Annotated in this window: 15 protein-coding genes; 6 read left to right on the forward strand and 9 right to left on the reverse strand. The window is 63.4% G+C overall.

Annotation, left to right across the window (positions count from 1 at the left end; translation table 11 throughout):
• Positions 1 to 58 precede the first annotated feature (58 nt).
• From carB to dapB, 5 genes are all read right to left on the reverse strand, one after another.
• On the reverse strand, positions 59 to 3,289 hold the full coding sequence (gene carB, locus LVD10_RS06585) for a carbamoyl-phosphate synthase large subunit (RefSeq protein WP_233006215.1): 3,231 nt from the start codon (positions 3,287 to 3,289) through the stop codon (positions 59 to 61).
• Positions 3,290 to 3,387: 98 nt separating this feature from the next.
• Positions 3,388 to 4,545, reverse strand: coding sequence for a glutamine-hydrolyzing carbamoyl-phosphate synthase small subunit (carA, locus tag LVD10_RS06590; protein WP_233006690.1), 1,158 nt, complete (start codon positions 4,543 to 4,545; stop codon positions 3,388 to 3,390).
• 537 nt (positions 4,546 to 5,082) lie between these two features.
• Positions 5,083 to 5,679: a YfiR family protein gene (locus LVD10_RS06595; RefSeq protein ID WP_233006216.1), complete on the reverse strand. Its 597-nt coding sequence runs from the start codon at positions 5,677 to 5,679 to the stop codon at positions 5,083 to 5,085.
• Between the two features lie 211 nt (positions 5,680 to 5,890).
• Positions 5,891 to 7,315 (reverse strand): 30S ribosomal protein S6--L-glutamate ligase, encoded by a 1,425-nt coding sequence (rimK, locus tag LVD10_RS06600; RefSeq protein WP_439651221.1) that lies wholly within the window; start codon positions 7,313 to 7,315, stop codon positions 5,891 to 5,893.
• A gap of 47 nt (positions 7,316 to 7,362) precedes the next feature.
• Positions 7,363 to 8,187: a 4-hydroxy-tetrahydrodipicolinate reductase gene (gene dapB / locus LVD10_RS06610; RefSeq protein WP_237062560.1), complete on the reverse strand. Its 825-nt coding sequence runs from the start codon at positions 8,185 to 8,187 to the stop codon at positions 7,363 to 7,365.
• A gap of 107 nt (positions 8,188 to 8,294) precedes the next feature.
• Here dapB and LVD10_RS06615 point away from each other — a divergent pair, with 107 nt between their 5' ends.
• Together LVD10_RS06615 and LVD10_RS06620 are read left to right on the forward strand one after the other, a co-directional pair.
• Complete coding sequence (locus LVD10_RS06615) at positions 8,295 to 8,639, forward strand: TraR/DksA family transcriptional regulator (RefSeq protein WP_237062562.1); 345 nt, start codon at positions 8,295 to 8,297, stop codon at positions 8,637 to 8,639.
• A 98-nt stretch (positions 8,640 to 8,737) separates the two neighbouring features.
• Entirely contained in the window at positions 8,738 to 9,184 is a 447-nt protein-coding gene (locus tag LVD10_RS06620; protein WP_233006219.1) for a hypothetical protein, read from the forward strand.
• Between the two features lie 73 nt (positions 9,185 to 9,257).
• Here LVD10_RS06620 and dnaJ read toward each other — a convergent pair whose 3' ends face one another.
• From dnaJ to grpE, 3 genes are all read right to left on the reverse strand, one after another.
• On the reverse strand, positions 9,258 to 10,382 hold the full coding sequence (gene dnaJ / locus LVD10_RS06625; protein WP_233006220.1) for a molecular chaperone DnaJ: 1,125 nt from the start codon (positions 10,380 to 10,382) through the stop codon (positions 9,258 to 9,260).
• Between the two features lie 119 nt (positions 10,383 to 10,501).
• Positions 10,502 to 12,445 (reverse strand): molecular chaperone DnaK, encoded by a 1,944-nt coding sequence (gene dnaK / locus LVD10_RS06630; protein WP_233006221.1) that lies wholly within the window; start codon positions 12,443 to 12,445, stop codon positions 10,502 to 10,504.
• 174 nt (positions 12,446 to 12,619) lie between these two features.
• Positions 12,620 to 13,267 carry a nucleotide exchange factor GrpE gene (gene grpE / locus LVD10_RS06635; protein ID WP_233006222.1) on the reverse strand — a complete coding sequence of 216 codons (648 nt, stop codon included), beginning with the start codon at positions 13,265 to 13,267 and terminating at the stop codon, positions 12,620 to 12,622.
• A 272-nt stretch (positions 13,268 to 13,539) separates the two neighbouring features.
• Here grpE and recN point away from each other — a divergent pair, with 272 nt between their 5' ends.
• The 3 genes from recN to LVD10_RS06650 all read left to right on the forward strand — a co-directional run bounded on the left by recN (position 13,540) and on the right by LVD10_RS06650 (position 16,598).
• Positions 13,540 to 15,207 (forward strand): DNA repair protein RecN, encoded by a 1,668-nt coding sequence (recN, locus tag LVD10_RS06640; protein WP_233006223.1) that lies wholly within the window; start codon positions 13,540 to 13,542, stop codon positions 15,205 to 15,207.
• Positions 15,208 to 15,384: 177 nt separating this feature from the next.
• Positions 15,385 to 15,978 carry a 1-acyl-sn-glycerol-3-phosphate acyltransferase gene (locus LVD10_RS06645; protein ID WP_233006224.1) on the forward strand — a complete coding sequence of 198 codons (594 nt, stop codon included), beginning with the start codon at positions 15,385 to 15,387 and terminating at the stop codon, positions 15,976 to 15,978.
• A gap of 179 nt (positions 15,979 to 16,157) precedes the next feature.
• Positions 16,158 to 16,598 carry an OsmC family protein gene (locus tag LVD10_RS06650; protein WP_237062564.1) on the forward strand — a complete coding sequence of 147 codons (441 nt, stop codon included), beginning with the start codon at positions 16,158 to 16,160 and terminating at the stop codon, positions 16,596 to 16,598.
• A gap of 87 nt (positions 16,599 to 16,685) precedes the next feature.
• On the opposite strand, the gene fur is transcribed toward LVD10_RS06650, so the two are convergent.
• Positions 16,686 to 17,096 carry a ferric iron uptake transcriptional regulator gene (gene fur, locus LVD10_RS06655; RefSeq protein WP_233006226.1) on the reverse strand — a complete coding sequence of 137 codons (411 nt, stop codon included), beginning with the start codon at positions 17,094 to 17,096 and terminating at the stop codon, positions 16,686 to 16,688.
• A gap of 327 nt (positions 17,097 to 17,423) precedes the next feature.
• Here fur and LVD10_RS06660 point away from each other — a divergent pair, with 327 nt between their 5' ends.
• Positions 17,424 to 17,771: an outer membrane protein assembly factor BamE gene (locus LVD10_RS06660; RefSeq protein ID WP_233006227.1), complete on the forward strand. Its 348-nt coding sequence runs from the start codon at positions 17,424 to 17,426 to the stop codon at positions 17,769 to 17,771.
• Positions 17,772 to 17,794: the final 23 nt, after the last annotated feature.

Raw genomic sequence — 17,794 nt, forward strand, 5'->3', positions numbered from 1 at the left:
CCCGGCCGATATATCACTGATTGGTTGTGGCCGGTGGCCGCTCCGGGCAGTGCCGGATTTATTTCGACAACTCAACCACGCGCTGATGCAGGTCCTGCAAACGGCGTACCTGGAGCGGCTCGCCCTGCTGCATGGCCAGCGCCATGGCCTTGGCCGCCGCCAGCGTGGTGGTGTAACACACCTGGTGGTTCTCCGCGCTGCGACGGATATCGGCGGAGTCGCGTATCGCCTGGCGCCCCTCGGTAGTGTTGACCACCAGGGCAATCTCGTCGTTCTTGATCATATCGACGATATGCGGCCGGCCCTCGCTCATCTTGTTGACGGTTGTAACCGGAATATCGCTGTCTTGCAATACCTTGGCGGTACCACGGGAGGCAACCAGCTCGAAGCCGAGTCCCACCAGGTCCCGTGCCACATGGACTGCGGCATCCTTGTCGAAGTCACGGACCGAGATAAAGACCTTGCCTGATTCCGGCAATGTGTCGCCGGCGGCCAGCAGCCCCTTATCGAAAGCTTCCGCAAAGGTGGCACCAACGCCCATGACCTCGCCGGTGGACTTCATCTCCGGGCCGAGGATCGGGTCCACCTTCGGGAACTTGTTGAAGGGGAATACAGACTCTTTCACGGAGAAGTAGTCCGGTACGATTTCCTTGGTAAAGCCCTGATCCGCGAGGCTGATCCCCGCCTGGCAGCGCGCCGCCACCTTGGCCAGGGAGGTACCGATGCACTTGGAGACAAACGGCACCGTGCGGGAGGCGCGGGGGTTGACCTCGATCACGTAGATCTCGTCGTCCTGCCAGGCCAGCTGGGTATTCATCAGGCCTACCACGCCCAGTTCACGGGCCATGGCCTTGACCTGCTCGCGCATCTGGTCTTGCACCCCGGCGGGCAGGTTATAGGGCGGCAGGGAGCAGGCGGAATCACCGGAGTGCACACCGCACTGCTCGATATGCTGCATGATGCCGCCGATGACCACATCCTGGCCATCGGACACCGCATCGATATCCACCTCGACCGCGGCATTGAGGAAGTGATCCAGCAGAACCGGCGAGTCGTCGGATACCTGTACCGCTTCCTTCATATAGTTGAGCAGCTCGTCTTCCTTGTAGACGATTTCCATCGCCCGGCCACCCAGTACATAAGAGGGGCGCACTACCAGCGGGTATCCCACGTCCTTGGCGGCCTGGATGGCCTCGGAGACGGAGCGCACGATGGCATTCTTGGGCTGCTTCAGCCCCAGGCGCATGATCATCTGCTGGAAGCGCTCGCGGTCCTCGGCGCGGTCAATCTGCTCGGGGGTGGTGCCAATGATCGGCACCCCTTCCGCCGCCAGGTAGCGCGCCAGTTTCAGCGGAGTCTGGCCGCCGAACTGTACGATCACACCTTCCGGCTTTTCCTTGGCCACGATTTCCAGTACATCCTCCAGGGTCACCGGCTCAAAATAGAGGCGGTCGGAGGTATCGTAGTCGGTGGAAACCGTTTCGGGGTTACAGTTGACCATGATGGTCTCGTAACCGTCCTCGCGCATCGCCAGTGCGGCGTGCACACAGCAGTAGTCGAACTCGATGCCCTGGCCGATACGGTTCGGGCCACCACCCAGCACCATGATTTTCTTGCGGTCGGACGGGTTCGCCTCGCACTCCTCGTCATAGGTGGAGTACATGTAAGCGGTGGACGTGGCGAACTCGGCCGCGCAGGTATCCACGCGCTTGAAAGACGGGAACACCCCCAGCTTGTGGCGGAACTCGCGCACGGTTCTCTGGCTTACCCCCAGCAACTTGGCAAGGCGCATGTCGGAGAAGCCCTTGCGCTTCAGGAAGCGCACGTATTCAGTCGTCAGGGCGGATGTGGGCAGGGCCTTGAGCGGCTCCTCTATCCTGACCAGTTCCTCGATCTGCACCAGGAACCAGGGGTCGATGCCCGAGAGCTCATAGACCTCCTCGACCGTCATCCCCATGCGGAAGGCGTCACCCACATACCAGATACGCTCTGCACCGGGAACGGACAGCTCGCGCCGCAGGCGCTCCTGCGCACCCTCCTCCTCGGGGTCAATTTTGCTCTCGAGGCCAAAGCTGCCCACTTCCAGGCCACGCAGTGCTTTCTGCAGGGACTCCTGGAAAGTGCGGCCGATGGCCATCACCTCGCCCACGGATTTCATTTGTGTGGTCAGGCGCGCGTCTGCCTCGCCGAATTTCTCGAAGGTAAAGCGCGGGATCTTGGTAACCACATAGTCGATGCTCGGCTCGAAGGAGGCCGGGGTCGCACCGCCGGTAATCTCGTTCTGCAGCTCGTCCAGGGTGTAGCCCACTGCCAGTTTGGCCGCTACCTTGGCGATCGGGAAGCCGGTGGCCTTGGAGGCCAGGGCGGAGGAGCGGGATACCCGCGGGTTCATCTCGATGATCACCATGCGCCCGGTGTTCGGGCAGACGCCGAACTGCACGTTGGAGCCGCCGGTTTCAACGCCGATCTCGCGCAGCACCGCGAGGGAGGCGTTGCGCATCAGCTGGTATTCCTTGTCGGTCAGGGTCTGCGCCGGGGCCACGGTGATGGAGTCACCGGTGTGCACGCCCATGGGGTCAAAGTTCTCGATGGCACAGACAATGATGCAGTTGTCGTTCTTATCGCGAACCACCTCCATCTCGTACTCTTTCCAGCCGAGCAGGGATTCGTCGATCAGCAGTTCGTTGGTGGGGGACAGGTCCAGGCCGCGCTTGCAGATTTCCTCGAACTCGGGCCAGTTGTACGCCACACCGCCGCCGGAGCCGCCCATGGTGAAGGACGGGCGAATGATAACCGGGAAGCCGAACTCTTCCGGGACTTTCATCGCCTCTTCCATGGAATGGACGATCTTGGCGCGCGGCGTCTCCAGGCCAATCGCACGCATGGCCTTGTCGAACAGGTCCCGGTCCTCGGCCTTCTCGATCGCCTCCTTGTCGGCACCGATCAGCTCTACACCAAACTTTTCCAGGACACCGTGCTTGTCCAGTGCCAGCGCACAGTTGAGCGCTGTCTGGCCACCCATGGTGGGCAGGATGGCATCGGGGCGTTCCTGCTCGATGATCTTGGCCACCGTGCGCCATTCCACCGGCTCGATGTAGGTGGCGTCGGCCATGGCCGGGTCGGTCATGATGGTGGCGGGGTTGGAGTTCACCAGGATCACCCGGTAGCCCTCTTCCCGCAGCGCCTTACAGGCCTGGGCGCCGGAGTAGTCGAATTCGCAGGCCTGGCCGATAACAATCGGACCGGCGCCGATAATCAGAATGCTTTTGATGTCTGTGCGTTTTGGCATCTTTCTTCCGTCTCGCACCGGCCGCACCGGTGATGGTCAATTCAAAATTCAGTCAGTGCGTATGCACGTGTCCCGTGGCCGGCCGCAGCCGGCCCCTGTTACGCCTGGCGGCGCGCCTCCATCATTTCGACGAACTGGTCGAACAGTGGCGCCACATCGTGCGGGCCGGGGCTGGCTTCCGGGTGTCCCTGGAAGCTGAATGCGGGCCGGTCGGTCAGGCGGATACCCTGGTTGGTATTGTCAAACAGGGACACGTGGGTGATCTCCACATTCTCCGGCAGTGAATCGCCGTCGATGGAGAAGCCGTGGTTCTGGGCAGAGATCATCACCCGGCCACTCTTGAGGCATTTCACCGGGTGGTTGCCCCCGTGGTGGCCGAACTTCATTTTCTCGGACCTGGCGCCCACGGCGAGGCCCAGCAGCTGGTGCCCCAGGCAGATACCGTAGGTGGGGATCCCGGCGTCGAGAATCTCGCGAATGGCCTTGATGGCATAGTCACAGGGCTCGGGATCACCGGGTCCGTTGGACAGGAATACGCCGTCGGGATTCATTGCCAGCACCTCGGAGGCCGGAGTCTGTGCCGGCACTACGGTGAGTTCGCAGCCGCGATCCACCAGCATGCGCAAAATGTTGCGCTTGACGCCAAAATCGTAAGCCACAACCTTGTAAGGCTGCGCTGCCGGCGCCGGCTGGTGGCCCTGCCCAAGTTCCCAGGTGCCCTCATTGAAGTTGTAGGGCTCTTTGGTGGAAACCACCTTCGCAAGATCCATGCCCTTCAAGCCGGCGAATTCACGCGCCCTGGCCAGCGCCGCGTCCCGGTCGATATCGTCGCCGGCGACGATACAACCGTTCTGGGCGCCCTTGTCCCGCAGCAGGCGGGTCAGGCGGCGGGTGTCGATATCGGCGATGCCCACCACATTGCGGTCCCGCAGGTAGTCCTCGAGTGACTTCTCATTGCGGAAACTGCTGGCCAGCAGGGGCAGGTCGCGGATTACCAGGCCGGTGGCCCAGATATCCGCGGCCTCCTCGTCCTCACTGTTGGTGCCGGTATTGCCGATATGGGGATACGTCAGGGTGACAATCTGGCGCGCGTAAGACGGGTCGGTCAGGATTTCCTGGTAACCGGTCATGGAGGTGTTGAACACGACCTCACCGACGGCGCTGTCAAGGGCGCCAATGGCGCGCCCGTGAAACTCGCTGCCATCGGCGAGTACCAGCAGCGCTGGCGTAGTGCTTGGCATCAGGGGGCTGGGCATCTGGGGCTCCGGCGTGGGGACAGCTTTAGTCAACTTGATCTCCAATCTTCAGAACTGCTTCCGGGCGGGATTTGACGTGAGGCGCGGTGATACTGCTCCAGCTGGCCCGGGCGGCCCGACGGCGCCCCGGCAGCAGCGCTGTCCTTGGACAGGGCACCCTGGAACCGGGCCCCTATAAAAAAGCGAGATGAAACTCCTGCTTCATCTCGCTTTTTGGATTTCTTCACGCGCAGCTCTCACACTGTGGCCGGCGCTTGCCACCGGCGTTGATGGGACTCACTGTCCGGCGCGCAGCGAGCGCGCGACATGCCCAAACCGGGCGCAGATTCTACTCGAAATGCGCCCCAAGCGCCAGTATAAAAATACGCCAGTAGACGGCAACGGGCCATGCGTGAGGTTCGGTGACAACCGAGCGCTGCCAGAGCGTCCAGGGCAAGCCGGGAAAGCGCCACACTGGCAGCACCAATTCAGGCTTTCCCGCCGCAGGACCGGACATTCTGGCGCGGTGAACTGTCACCGGACCTTGCCCGCAGCGCGCTAATCTGCCCCGTTGGTCAACCGGAACAGGCTGCTGCCAATCTTGAGTTCCGAGCGGTCGAACATGGTTTTGTTCAGGCGCACCGCCACCTGTGGCCCCCGTCCCACAAAGCCGATCATGCCCCCCGCGGCAGTAAAGCCGCGGACATCGCTGACCGTCAGCACCGGGAAGAACTCCAGTGCCAGCATCAGCTCGCGCCAGTAATCCGGGGACACCTCGCCCAGCACCAGGATCTGGCAGCGGCGCGCCTCCAGTTTCTCCCCCGGCGGAAGGCCGGCAACCTCGACCGGTCGCCCATCGACACGATGGTACTTGAGCTGGGATGCCAGCGGCGCCAGCAGGTCTGGCTGCTCCAGCAGGCAGATTCGGAACGGTGCCCCGGTGCCGCTGAAAACCTCGATCGGCCACTGCAGGTGATGGGCGAAATGGACAATATAGTTGATCATCAGCCGGCGCCCCGCCTCGGTATCCGACAGCCGCGAGGGCGCCGCGGCGGCTCCTGCCGACAGGATCAGCTGCAGCAGCAACAACAACATAAGGTGCCCGAGCAGCTGCACTGCCAGGCGACGGAAGGAAGGGTCGGGGTGTCGTTTCATGCCCGCTCGCATGGCTTTATCGGTCTCGGTGGCGCGGGAATACGCTCACTGGCATCGACTTCGCTGCCACGACTACATACCAGCGTGTCTCAACACCAGATTAGTATCGCGGCGGGGCCTTCGCCAAAGGGGCAGGAAGAGGAAGCTGCCAGCCGTAACCCGGCCGGCGCAGGGGAGAGGACCCCGGGACCCTCGCCCCGGGACAGGGCCGTCAACCGGCCCCTTCGTCGGGAACCACGCTTTCAGCGCCATTGACCGGCGCCGCCGGGCGCCATTTCAGCGCTTTCTCGATCGACATGATCATGCTGCCGGCCACGTCCTTGCGGGTGGCGCTCTCAATGCCCTCCAGGCCCGGTGAGGAATTCACCTCAAGCAGAAGTGGCCCCTTGCGGGAGCGAATAATATCCACCCCAGCCACCTTCAGGCCCAGGGTCTTTGCCGCCTTCACTGCCAGGCGCTTCTCCTCGGGAGTAACCTTCACCACCGAGGCGGTGCCGCCCTGGTGGATATTGGCGCGGAACTCCCCGGGTGCGGCCTCCCGCTGGATGGAAGCCACCACCTTGTTGTCGATCACGAACAGGCGCAGGTCCTTGCCCTGGGCCTCCCGGATAAACTCCTGCACCAGCAGGTTGGCCTTGAGGGACTTGAATGCGTTGATCACCGATTCGGCCGCCTTGCGCGTCTCGGCCAGCACCACCCCGCGTCCCTGGCTACCTTCGAGCAACTTCACGATCAGCGGGGCGCCGCCAACCATTTCAATCAGCTCGTTGGTATCCACCGGCGAGTTGGCAAAGCCCGACGTGGGGATATTCAGGGCCGCCTGCTGCAGCAACTGGAGCGAGAACAGTTTGTCCCGCGACTGGCTGATGGCGTCGGAACCATTGAGGGCAAATACGCCGAGGCTCTCGAAGTGGCGCGTGAGGGCACAGCCATAGAAGGTCTGGCTGGGCCGGATCCGGGGAATCACTGCATCAAGGTTGTTCAGGATCCGCCCGTCGCGGTAGTGGACCTCCGGCTCGCTGGGATCCAGCTTCATATAGCACTGGCGGATATCGAGGAAGCTCATGCGGTGCCCGCGCTCGGCGCCCGCCTCCATGATGCGCTGGTTACTGTACAGGTCCGGGTTGGACGCCAGCAGCCCGATCCGCAGGCCGGTGCCCGCCATGTGATGCTCGTCCCGGTAGTACTCCTCCAGCTCACTGACGCGCATATCGCCGAGACAGAAGCTCTCCGCCGGGTCCACCATCATCCGGCCCATCATCGCCTCGCGGCCCAGCAGCATCCGGTAGCCCATGGAGTCCCGGTTGGTCAGGGTCAGCTCGATATCCCAGACACTGCCACCAATCGACAGGGCGGTACGGATGACCGGGCGCTTTTCTGCCTCCCCGGATGAACTGCGCACCGTGCGCTTGTCCAGCAGGCGCGCCTCGCAGCGTACCGACGGGCGCCGCTGGTGCTGCAGCGGGTGCGCCTCGAAGCTGACCCAGGACTCGCCGTCGCGCTTGAAGGTATGAATGTTGTAGGCGTGCAGGCAGGAGGTCTTGGCCCCCGAATCAACCCGCGCCTTGATGGCGGGAATCCCCAGCCCGGGGAAGCTGCACCACTCCTCGCTACCAACGATTATCTTATGTTCCAACGCCAACTCCTGTGACCTTGATGTTGCAAAATTCAGTCGCGATCAGGTTAACCGACTTTCAGCCCCAGTACATCGCGCATATCGTAGTGGCCCGGCACGCGGTCGCCCTTTTGTTCATTCCCAAGCAGCCACAGCGCCGCCCGCACCGCACCGCGGGCAAACGACAGGCGGCTGCTGGCCCGGTGGCCGATTTCAATGCGCTCGCCATCGGCGAGGAACATTACCGAGTGCTCCCCCACTACATCGCCGCCACGAACCGTGGCAAAACCAATGGTTTCGCGATCGCGCGCACCGGTTTGCCCCTCGCGCCCGTAGACCGCCACCTGCTGCAGGTCCCGGCCCAGCGTTTCAGCAATCACTTCCCCCATACTCAGGGCGGTGCCCGACGGGGCGTCCACCTTGTGACGGTGGTGCGCCTCGACAATCTCGATATCCGCCTCTTCCCCCATTACCCGGGCAGCAGTCTCCAGCAGGTTGAAGCAGAGATTGACGCCAGTGGAGAAATTGCTCGCCAGGCACAGCGGGATATCCTGTGCATGTGCCAGTAACGTCGCTTTCTCGGCCTCACTGAAGCCGGTGGTGCCGATTGCAATCGGCTTGCCCTGCCCGGCACAGAAGGCCGCATTTTCCAGGGTGGCAGCGGGAGCGGAAAAGTCGATCAGGACATCGAATTGAGCGCCGCCAAGGCTATCCACGACCGGCAGTCCCGACCGGCCCAGCCCGGCAACCTCGCCCGCATCGCTGCCCACCAGGCTGGACCCGGGGCGCACGATTGCCGCGGACAGTTCCGCGTTATCGGCCTGCGCCAGCGCCTCTGCCAGCGCGCGCCCCATGCGCCCGGCGAACCCCGTTACGGCTACCTTGACTGTCATCTCTCCTCCTTTCTGACTGCCGCCCTGAAAGCCGCGGATTCTACCCCGGCGCCGGAACATAGCTGTAGTAGTATTCCCCTTTATAACAACAAAAATGGCCCTACTGCATGAACGAATCGGAACTCGCGGACTTCCGCCTGCGGCTGCAGGCCCTACGGGCAGAACTGTTGTCGCTGGAAGAGATAGCGCAGCGCGGCAGCCAGACGGTAACCCTGGACCAGTCCAGCGTCGGCCGCCTGTCGCGCATGGAGGCCCTGCAGGCGCAGCAGATAGCACTGGACTCCGACCGGCGGCGGCAGGCCCTGCTGCGGGGCATCGACGGCGCCCTGCGACGCATCGACAGCGGCGACTTTGGTTTCTGCTTTATCTGTGACGATGCCATCGAGCCGGCCCGACTCAGCGCAGACCCAACCATCACCCGTTGTATCGACTGCGCCGGCAAGCCGGGCTGACTGCGCCAGTACAATTCAGGCGGACGGTTCCGCCCGGGGACCCACCGCACTGCCCGTGCCATCTAGAATCTGGTGCATACCCCCCTGGAGAGGCAACCATGCACCACCTGAGAAACACCAGATTCCCCGCCAATGCCGGCCTGGCCCTGGCTATCCTGGCCCTGCTGCTGGGGCTGGCCAGCGGCTGCGCCCGGGAGGAAGAAAAAGGGCTGGGGGAGGATTTCTGGGAAAAATATGACGACGTCACCGACTGGGTGACCCTGAAGCTCAACCTGACCCCCGAGCAGGAGGATACCGTCCTGCCGATCCTGCAGGAGAACTTCCGCCGCAAAAAGGAAATGCTGAAGGGCTATGGCTTCCTCTCCGGGGAGCCACCGGAACTGACGCAGAAACAGCGCGAGGAAATCGATGCGAAGATGATTGCCATTCGCGCCGAGACTCGCGCACAACTGGTGGACATCCTCGATGAACAGCAGTTGCAGTCTCTCAAGGAGTTACAGCTCGAGTACCACGAGGAGTTTCGCCGGCGACTGGCGGAGATGTGAGGGATTCCCTCCCGCTTCCCCGTGCCGGCCGGCGCGGTAAGAAGCGGGAGGGAGGAATTGGGGCCCAAGGCCCTTAAAGCTTCATGTCCCCGAAGAAATTCTTCACGCCCTCGAACCAGCCGGTCTGGCGGGGTGAGTTTTTCTTCTCACTCAGGGTGCCGGAAAATTCCTCCAGCAACTCCTTCTGGCGAGTGCTCAGGTTGACCGGTGTTTCCACCACCACCCGACACAGCAGGTCGCCCGGGGCACCGCCGCGCACGGGCGTGACGCCCTTGCCGCGCAGGCGGAACAGCTTGCCGGTCTGGCTCTCTGCCGGGATCTTCAGCTTTACCTTGCCGTCCAGGGTGGGCACTTCCATTTCACCGCCCAGGGCCGCGGTGACAAAGCTGATCGGCACCTCGCAGTAGAGGTTCTTGCCGTCGCGCTGGAACAGCTCGTGCTCCTTCACCACCACCTGCACATAGAGGTCCCCGGGAGGACCGCCCTCTGGGCCCGCCTCGCCCTCGCCGGACAGGCGGATACGGTCGCCGCTGTCCACGCCGGGAGGAACTTTAACCGACAGGGTCTTGGTCTCCTCGAGCCGGCCGGCACCATGGCAGCTGCCACAGGGATCGGTAATGATGGTGCCGCGACCGCGGCAGTTGGGGCAGGTCTGCTGCACGGCAAAGAAGCCCTGCTGCATACGCACCTGGCCTACACCGCCACAGGTACCACAGGTCTGGGGATTCGAGCCCGGCTTGGCCCCGGAACCGTCACAGGTCTTGCAACCCACCAGGGTCGGCACGCGAATCTGCACAGTCGTACCGCGCACGGCGTCCTCGAGATCCAGCTCCAGGTCGTAACGCAGGTCCGAGCCGCGCTGCGGGCCGCCGCGACGGCCGCCGCCACCGCCAAAGATGTCGCCGAACACATCGCCGAAAATATCGGAGAATCCACCAAAACCGCCGGCACCGCCACCGCCGCCCATCTGGCCTTCCACACCGGCGTGGCCAAACTGGTCATAGGCTGCTTTTTTCTGCGGGTCGGACAGGACTTCGTAGGCCTCGTTGGCCTCCTTGAACTTGTTCTCCGACTCTTTGTCGTCGGGATTCCGGTCCGGGTGATACTTCATAGCCACCCGTCGATAGGCCCTTTTCAGGTCTTTTTCGGAGGCGTCCCGCTCGACACCGAGGACTTCGTAATAATCGCGCTTCGACATAAAAAGTGTGTTCTGTCTTAACTAACTGAGGCGCGGTGGCCAGTTCCGCAGAATTGCCGCCGCGCCTCGAGGTTTGTCTTTGCGCGGGAAGCCACCAGCCACCCGCGCGCAGGGAGGGCTTACTTGTCCTCTTTCTTGTCGTCCTTCACTTCCTCGAACTCCGCGTCCACCGCGTCGTCACCACCGGACTGCTGGCCGCCCTGCTCCGCCTCGGCTGCGCCCTCGGCACCCTGTGCCGCCTGCGCCTGCTCGGCGTACATCTTCTGTGCCAGCGGGCCGGAAGCCTCGGTCAGCTTGTTGGTGGCCGCTTCCATGGCGTCCTTGTCGTTGCCCTTGACGGCCTCTTCCGCTTCGGAGATGGCCGCCTCGATCGCGGACTTCTCTTCGGCAGTGGCCTTGTCGCCAGCCTCTTCCAGGGTCTTCTTGGTGGCAGAGATCATGCCGTCGAGGGTATTGCGGGTGGTTACCAGCTCCTCGAACTGCTTGTCCGCCTCGGCATTGGCCTCGGCGTCCTGCACCATCTTGTCGATCTCTTCCTCGCTCAGGCCGGAGGAAGCCTTGATCACAATGGACTGCTCCTTGCCGGTGGCCTTGTCCTTCGCGTGCACGTGCAGGATGCCGTTGGCATCGATGTCGAAGGCGACTTCGATCTGCGGCACACCGCGCGGCGCCGGCGGGATGTCAGCCAGGTCAAAGCGACCCAGTGACTTGTTCTCGGACGCCTGCTTGCGCTCGCCCTGGACCACGTGGATGGTCACAGCGGTCTGGTTGTCATCCGCGGTGGAGAACACCTGGGACTTCTTGGTCGGGATGGTGGTGTTCTTCTCGATCAGCGGGGTCGCCACGCCGCCCATGGTCTCGATGCCCAGGGTCAGCGGGGTAACGTCCAGCAGCAGTACGTCTTTCACATCGCCGGCCAGGACCGCGCCCTGGATTGCAGCGCCCATGGCCACCGCCTCATCCGGGTTGACGTCCTTGCGCGGCTCCTTGCCAAAGAATTCGGTTACTTTCTTCTGCACCAGCGGCATACGGGTCTGGCCGCCCACCAGGATCACCTCGTCCACGCCGGAGGCCGCCAGGTCGGCATCAGCCAGGGCGGTCTTGACCGGCCCCAGGGAGCGCTCGACCAGCTCTTCCACCAGGCTCTCCAGCTTGGCGCGGGTCAGCTTCACCACCAGGTGCTTGGGACCGGAGGCATCTGCGGTGATGTACGGCAGGTTGACCTCGGTCTGCTGGCTGGAGGAAAGCTCGATCTTGGCTTTCTCGGCCGCTTCCTTCAGGCGCTGCATGGCCAGCGGGTCGCCTTTCAGGTCGATGCCCTGGTCCTTCTTGAACTGCTCTGCCAGGTAGTCGATCAGGCGCAGGTCGAAATCCTCACCGCCGAGGAAGGTGTCACCATTGGTGGACAGCACCTCGAACTGCTTCTCGCCGTCGACATCGGCAATCTCGATGATGGAGATATCGAAGGTACCACCACCCAGGTCGTAGACCGCCACGGTCCGGTCACCGCCCTGCTTGTCCAGGCCATAAGCCAGCGCGGCCGCGGTGGGCTCGTTGATGATGCGCTTTACGTCCAGGCCGGCGATGCGGCCCGCGTCCTTGGTGGCCTGGCGCTGGGAATCATTGAAGTAGGCCGGGACGGTGATCACCGCTGCATCGACGGTCTCGCCCAGGAAATCCTCGGCGGTCTTCTTCATTTTTTTCAGTACTTCGGCGGAAACCTGCGGCGGCGCTTTCTTGTCGCCCTTCACTTCTACCCAGGCATCACCGTTATCGGCCTCGACGATGCTGTAGGGCACCATCTTGATGTCCTTCTGCACCACATCGTCCTTGAATTTACGACCGATCAGGCGCTTGACCGCATACAGGGTATTCTGCGGGTTGGTAACCGCCTGGCGCTTGGCAGACTGGCCCACCAGGATCTCGTTGTCATCGGTGAACGCCACGATGGACGGGGTGGTGCGATCGCCCTCGGCGTTCTCGATCACGCGCGCCTTGTCACCATCCAGGACTGCCACACAACTGTTGGTGGTTCCCAGGTCGATGCCGATAATTTTTCCCATCAGTATGTTCCTCACTTTTTCGCCGCTTCCCGCCCGATACCGGCGGGAGCGCAAGTTTTCGTTCAGTTGCCAGCTATATTGGTGCCGGCCTTACAATTTCAAGGGGCTTTATGCCCGATCCTCTGCCCGGGCTGCCCGATTCTCCGGGCCTGCCCCCGACAAAGGGGTGTGCAGTCACGACGGGGACTTGCTCACCACTACCATTGCCGGCCGCAACAGGCGGCCGTTCAGTACATAGCCCTTCTGGAATACATCCAGCACCGTATTGGGCTCCACATCACCACTGGGGACCTGGGTCATGGCCTGGTGCCGTTCCGGGTCGAATGGCTCGCCGGCCGGGTTCACCACTTCCACGGAATGCTTTGCCAGGGTGTCCACGAAGGACTTATGGGTCAGCTCGATACCCTCGATGATGGCCTTGTTGGCCTCGTCCTCGCGGTCGATGCTGGACAGCGCCCGCTCCAGGTTGTCCACCACCGGCAGGAAATCCTGCAGCAGCTTCTCCACGCCGTACTTGTGCGCCCGCTCCACATCCTGCTGGGCGCGGCGGCGCGCGTTCTGGGCCTCGGCCTGTGCGCGCATGGCCAGGTCCTTCTGGATCGCCAGCTGCTCCTGCAGGCCCAGGATCTCCCCCTTTAGTGCCTCGGGGCTGTCGGGCTCCGCGTGCAGGGCCTCCTCTGCCTCGTGCTGCTCTTCGGGGGAGGGTTCCTCTACCTCGGCACTCGCACTGGTTTCCTCGGCTGCCGCCTCTTCCGCGGTCAGTGCCTCGGGATGCGGCGTCCCCTCGTCAATCTGATCTTCTTCGCTGCGCTCTCTGGCCACTGCTCTCTCCGTCGCGTCGACTGTCAGTTGGTTCAAATATGATGTCCGCCGGGGGCGCCAAGCCGGGCGTGCCATGCCGGGCGGACAGTGCAGGTGTATATGGGGCCTTGCCCATGCAGTTCAAGGGGTTATCCCGGAAACTCGCCACGCGCCCCGCCAGCGCGGCGCTTGACCGCCTCCCCGCGCACTGTAATGTCACCGGGTGGCGGTAGCGACCCGCCGGCGATTACTGTATAAATACACAGATAACAATTGAGCCAGAAGCGATCCCTATGTTGCTGCACCTGTCTATCAGCCAATTCACCCTGGTGGACCAGCTGGAACTGGAGTTTGGCTCCGGCACCAGCACCCTGACCGGCGAGACCGGGGCCGGTAAGTCCATCACCCTCGACGCCCTGGGCCTGGCCCTCGGCGACCGCGGCAATGCGGAGCTGGTCCGCGCCGGGGCGAAACGGGCCGACATCCACGCGACTTTCGATATCAGTGACCATCCGGAGGCCAGCACCTGGCTGGAAGAGCAGGAACTGGACACCGGCCACGAGGTAATCCTGCGGCGCACCATCAGTGCCGACGGGCGCTCCCGGGCCTATATCAATGGCCAGCCGGTGACCCTGCTGCAGCTGCGCGCCCTGGGCGAGCAGCTGATCGATATCCACAGCCAGCACGAGCACCAGTCCCTGCTCAAAAAAGACACCCACCGGCGACTGCTGGACGAGTTCGCCGGTGCCGGCGAGCTGGCTGCGGAGACCCGCATTCATTTCAAGACCTGGCAGGACCAGTACCGCCGCTACCGCAGCCTGGCGGACAGTGCCGAGGAAACCGAGGCGCGCCGGCAGTTGCTGCAATACCAGCTGGAGGAGCTGGACCAGCTGGACCTGCAAGCGGGCGAAATCGCTGAACTCGAGAGCGAGCAACGCCAGCTGGCCAATGCCGGCCAGATCCTCAGCGGCAGTTACCAGCTTGCAGCCATGCTCACCGGCGGGGAGGGGGATATCTCCGAGCACCTGCACCGGGCCCTGCAGCTGCTCACGGCCATGCCGGAGCAGTCGCCGGAGCTGACCGAGGTGGCGCAGATGCTCGACAGCGCCCGGATCCAGGTGGACGAAGCCGCCGGCACCCTGACGCGGCATATCGATCGCTTCGAGATGGATCCCGAACGCCTGGCAGAGGTGGAGGAGCGGCTCAGCGCCATTTACCAGGCCGCACGCAAGCACCGCGTGCAGCCACCGGAGCTGCCCGGGCTACAGGAGCAGCTGCAGGCGGAACTGGACGAAATTGGCGCACCGGATGCACTGGACCGGCTGGAATCCGAGTGCCGGGAACTGGAACAGGCCTACCGGGCCACCGCCGGCAAGCTGGGCAAACTGCGCGCCGGCGCGGCCGAAAAACTGGCCGCCGCGGTGAACGGGCAGCTGGCCGACCTGGCCATGCCCCACGCCCGGGTGGAGCTGGCGCTGCAGCCACAGGAAAAACCGGCGGCCACCGGCCTGGAAGAGGTGGAAATCCTGATCGCCACCAACCCCGGCCAGCCGGCACGGCCGCTGGGCAAGATCGCCTCCGGGGGCGAACTGTCGCGGGTCAGCCTGGCAATCCAGGTAGTCACCGCCCAGACCTCCCGCACCCCCACCCTGGTTTTCGACGAGGTGGACGTGGGTATCGGCGGGGCCACCGGCGATGTTGTCGGGCGCCTGCTGCGGCAACTGGGCGAGGGCCGCAACGGCCGCACCGGCCAGGTGATCTGCGTAACCCACCTGGCGCAGGTGGCGGCGCGGGCCCACCGGCAGTACCTGGTGGAGAAGCACAGCGACGGAGACGCCGCATTCGTGGCGCTGCGGGAACTCAAGGACCAGGAGCGCCGGGAAGAGATCGCCCGCATGCTGGGCGGCGAAACCACCGCACAGTCCCTGGCCCACGCCGGGGAGATGCTCTCCCGCGCCTGACGGGGGAGCATAGCGCCCCGGCTCCCGGGCCTTCCCTTTCCACTCTGGCGGGCGCCCCGGCTGTTGCAGCCGCGTGGCGGGGACAATTCACCCTACACTGATAAAAGCCGCAATTAACCGGAATTGGCGCCGAAATGCCTCTATAATTCGCCGCCAACATTCAATCTGGCTGATTTCATGCAGAGAACCATTTTCAACACACCGATTGTCACCCCGATCCTGCGCCAGGTCGCGAAGCTGTTGCTGAAACTGCACGGCTGGCGGGTGGTCGCTGACGAATCGGCGCTCAAACTGAAGAAATACGTACTGCTGGGCGCCCCGCATACCACCAACTGGGATGGCTACTACTTTATCCTCACCGCCCTCAAGCTGGGCCTGGTGCCCCAGTGGATGGGGAAGGACAAGCTGTTCAAGTTCCCGCTGGGCGGCATGATGCGGTGGTTTGGCGGCATCGCCGTGGACCGCAGCAAGGCCAATAACCTGGTCGAGGCAACGGTGGAGCAGTTCAAGCGCAGCGCCTCCCTGGTGATCGCCGTGCCGCCGGAAGGCACCCGCGGTATGGCGGAACGCTGGAAGACCGGCTTTTACCATATTGCCCGCGGTGCCGGTGTGCCGGTGGTATGCGGGTTCATCAATTTCCCCAGGAAAGAAGTGGGCATGGGGCCGGCCTTTGAAATGAGCGCCGACCTGGCCCGCGAGCTGGAACGGTTCCGTGACTTCTATGCCGACAAGATTGGCAAGTTCCCGCAGCGCTACACGCCGCCGGCGTAAGGCGCTCGGCGCAACCGATCACGACCATGGGCCGTCCCCACAAATAACGCAGCCTGCACACCCGCAGGGTGCATGGACCGCAGCGATATGCACCAGCCACGGGGCAAGGCCCGAGGCTGGTGGCCCGGGGCGCCTGACCCTAGCCTTTGGCGACTCAGCGCTTTGTGAGGTGCCAGGCCATGCAGGAACTTCCCCACCAGTACCGGGTGGCCGCCCGGGCCGATCCCGGCAGTGATGTCGAGTTATCCACAGATGGGGTTGAACCCCTGACCTCCGCGCCGCCGGTACAGTTTGGCGGGCCCGGGGATCACTGGTCGCCGGAGGACCTGCTGGTGGCAGCGCTGGCGGATTGCTTCATCCTTACTTTCCGGGCGATCGCAACATTCAAGCAACTGGAGTGGCACTCCCTGGCCTGCGAGGCGAACGGCACCCTCGACCGGCGCGACCGCAAGACACAGTTCACCGCATTTACCATCTCGGCCGAACTGGAGATACCCGCAGGTGGTGACACCGGGGAAGCGGAGCGGCTACTGCACAAGGCGGAGGAAAGGTGCCTGGTGACCAATTCGCTGGTGGCCGGGGTAACGCTCGAGGTGAGGGTCCGCCAAAGACAGGCATGAAGGGAGGGGGAGAACCCGGGTTAACAGCCGGGTTGTCGTGGCCATGGGCCGCCCCCATAGTGGGGGAGCGGCTTTCCGGTTGACCGGTCAGGAATCCTTTTTCTTCACATACAACACCAGGCTGTGCCCGGTGAGCTCATAACCGTGCTCCTCGGCGATCTGCTGCTGCAGGCGCTCGATTTCCTCATTGTGGAACTCGATTACCCTGCCGCTATCGGTACACACCATATGGTCGTGGTGGTCGCCGCGATCCAGCTCGAACACCGAGTGCCCGCCGTCGAAGTTGTGTCGCATCACCAGCCCGGCACTCTCAAACTGTGTCAGGACGCGATACACCGTCGCCAGGCCAACATCCTCCCCGGCGTCCAGCAGCAACTTGTAGACATCTTCAGCGCTCAGGTGCTGCTCACTCGCGTTCTCGAGCAGCTGCAGGATTTTGACTCGCGGCAGCGTCACTTTGAGACCGGCTTTGCGCAGTTCCTGGTTTTCGTTCGACATGGATCAGTTTCCCGGGAAAATTCTTCTGGTTTCGGCGATACAGCCAGTTACCGGCCCGGATGTAACCGGGGCGGCCGGACACAGACAGGCACTCCGATGCCTGTCAGCTCGCCAACTCTTGCGGTATTATCCACGCCGAGCGTAGTCAGCGGAACCCCGGCGCTCCCTGGCCCGGCCCCGGCACAGCCGCCTCCCCTGATATGAGGGGGCGTGAGGCGCCGGCAACGGGAACTTTCAGCGCCCCGGGGCGCCTACCCTTACCCAGGTGGACCATTCCCGGCCCGGCAAGCCGGTTCCGCCAGCATCGAGATAACAATGGAGCATTGAATGCCAACGACCCTGAAAGCCCTCGCCATTGCCGGCCTCTGCGCACTGATCAGCGCCTGCAGCCTGTTCAAGTTTCCGGGCGTGCACCGGATCGAAGTCCAGCAGGGCAATATCATTACCCAGGAAATGGTAAACCAGCTCAAGCCGGGCATGACCCGCCGGCAGGTGCGCTTCGTGCTGGGTACACCGCTGCTCGAAGACACCTTCAACGCCAATCGCTGGGATTACGTGAACCGCGTGCGCGACCCAAAGGGCGAAGTGGAACAGAAGAAGTTCTCCGTCTACTTCAATGGCGACCTGCTGATTGCCACCAGCGGCGACTGGCAGCCGGCCGGCTGGCCGCAGTAACAGCCTTCCTTCAGCGGCGCCCC

It is taken from the genome of Microbulbifer zhoushanensis (assembly GCF_021729055.1).
Taxonomy (GTDB): Bacteria; Pseudomonadota; Gammaproteobacteria; order Pseudomonadales; family Cellvibrionaceae; genus Microbulbifer; species Microbulbifer zhoushanensis.

Coding starts and splice junctions, on each gene's coding strand:
- carA (WP_233006690.1), bottom strand. CDS start 4,545: ATGCCCAGCCCCCTGATGCCAAGCACTACGCCAGCGCTGCTGGTACTC.
- dnaJ (WP_233006220.1), bottom strand. CDS start 10,382: ATGTCGAAGCGCGATTATTACGAAGTCCTCGGTGTCGAGCGGGACGCC.
- LVD10_RS06615 (WP_237062562.1), top strand. CDS start 8,295: ATGAACGAATCGGAACTCGCGGACTTCCGCCTGCGGCTGCAGGCCCTA.
- dapB (WP_237062560.1), bottom strand. CDS start 8,187: ATGACAGTCAAGGTAGCCGTAACGGGGTTCGCCGGGCGCATGGGGCGC.
- LVD10_RS06595 (WP_233006216.1), bottom strand. CDS start 5,679: ATGAAACGACACCCCGACCCTTCCTTCCGTCGCCTGGCAGTGCAGCTG.
- LVD10_RS06620 (WP_233006219.1), top strand. CDS start 8,738: ATGCACCACCTGAGAAACACCAGATTCCCCGCCAATGCCGGCCTGGCC.
- dnaK (WP_233006221.1), bottom strand. CDS start 12,445: ATGGGAAAAATTATCGGCATCGACCTGGGAACCACCAACAGTTGTGTG.
- fur (WP_233006226.1), bottom strand. CDS start 17,096: ATGTCGAACGAAAACCAGGAACTGCGCAAAGCCGGTCTCAAAGTGACG.
- carB (WP_233006215.1), bottom strand. CDS start 3,289: ATGCCAAAACGCACAGACATCAAAAGCATTCTGATTATCGGCGCCGGT.
- LVD10_RS06645 (WP_233006224.1), top strand. CDS start 15,385: ATGCAGAGAACCATTTTCAACACACCGATTGTCACCCCGATCCTGCGC.
- recN (WP_233006223.1), top strand. CDS start 13,540: ATGTTGCTGCACCTGTCTATCAGCCAATTCACCCTGGTGGACCAGCTG.
- LVD10_RS06660 (WP_233006227.1), top strand. CDS start 17,424: ATGCCAACGACCCTGAAAGCCCTCGCCATTGCCGGCCTCTGCGCACTG.
- LVD10_RS06650 (WP_237062564.1), top strand. CDS start 16,158: ATGCAGGAACTTCCCCACCAGTACCGGGTGGCCGCCCGGGCCGATCCC.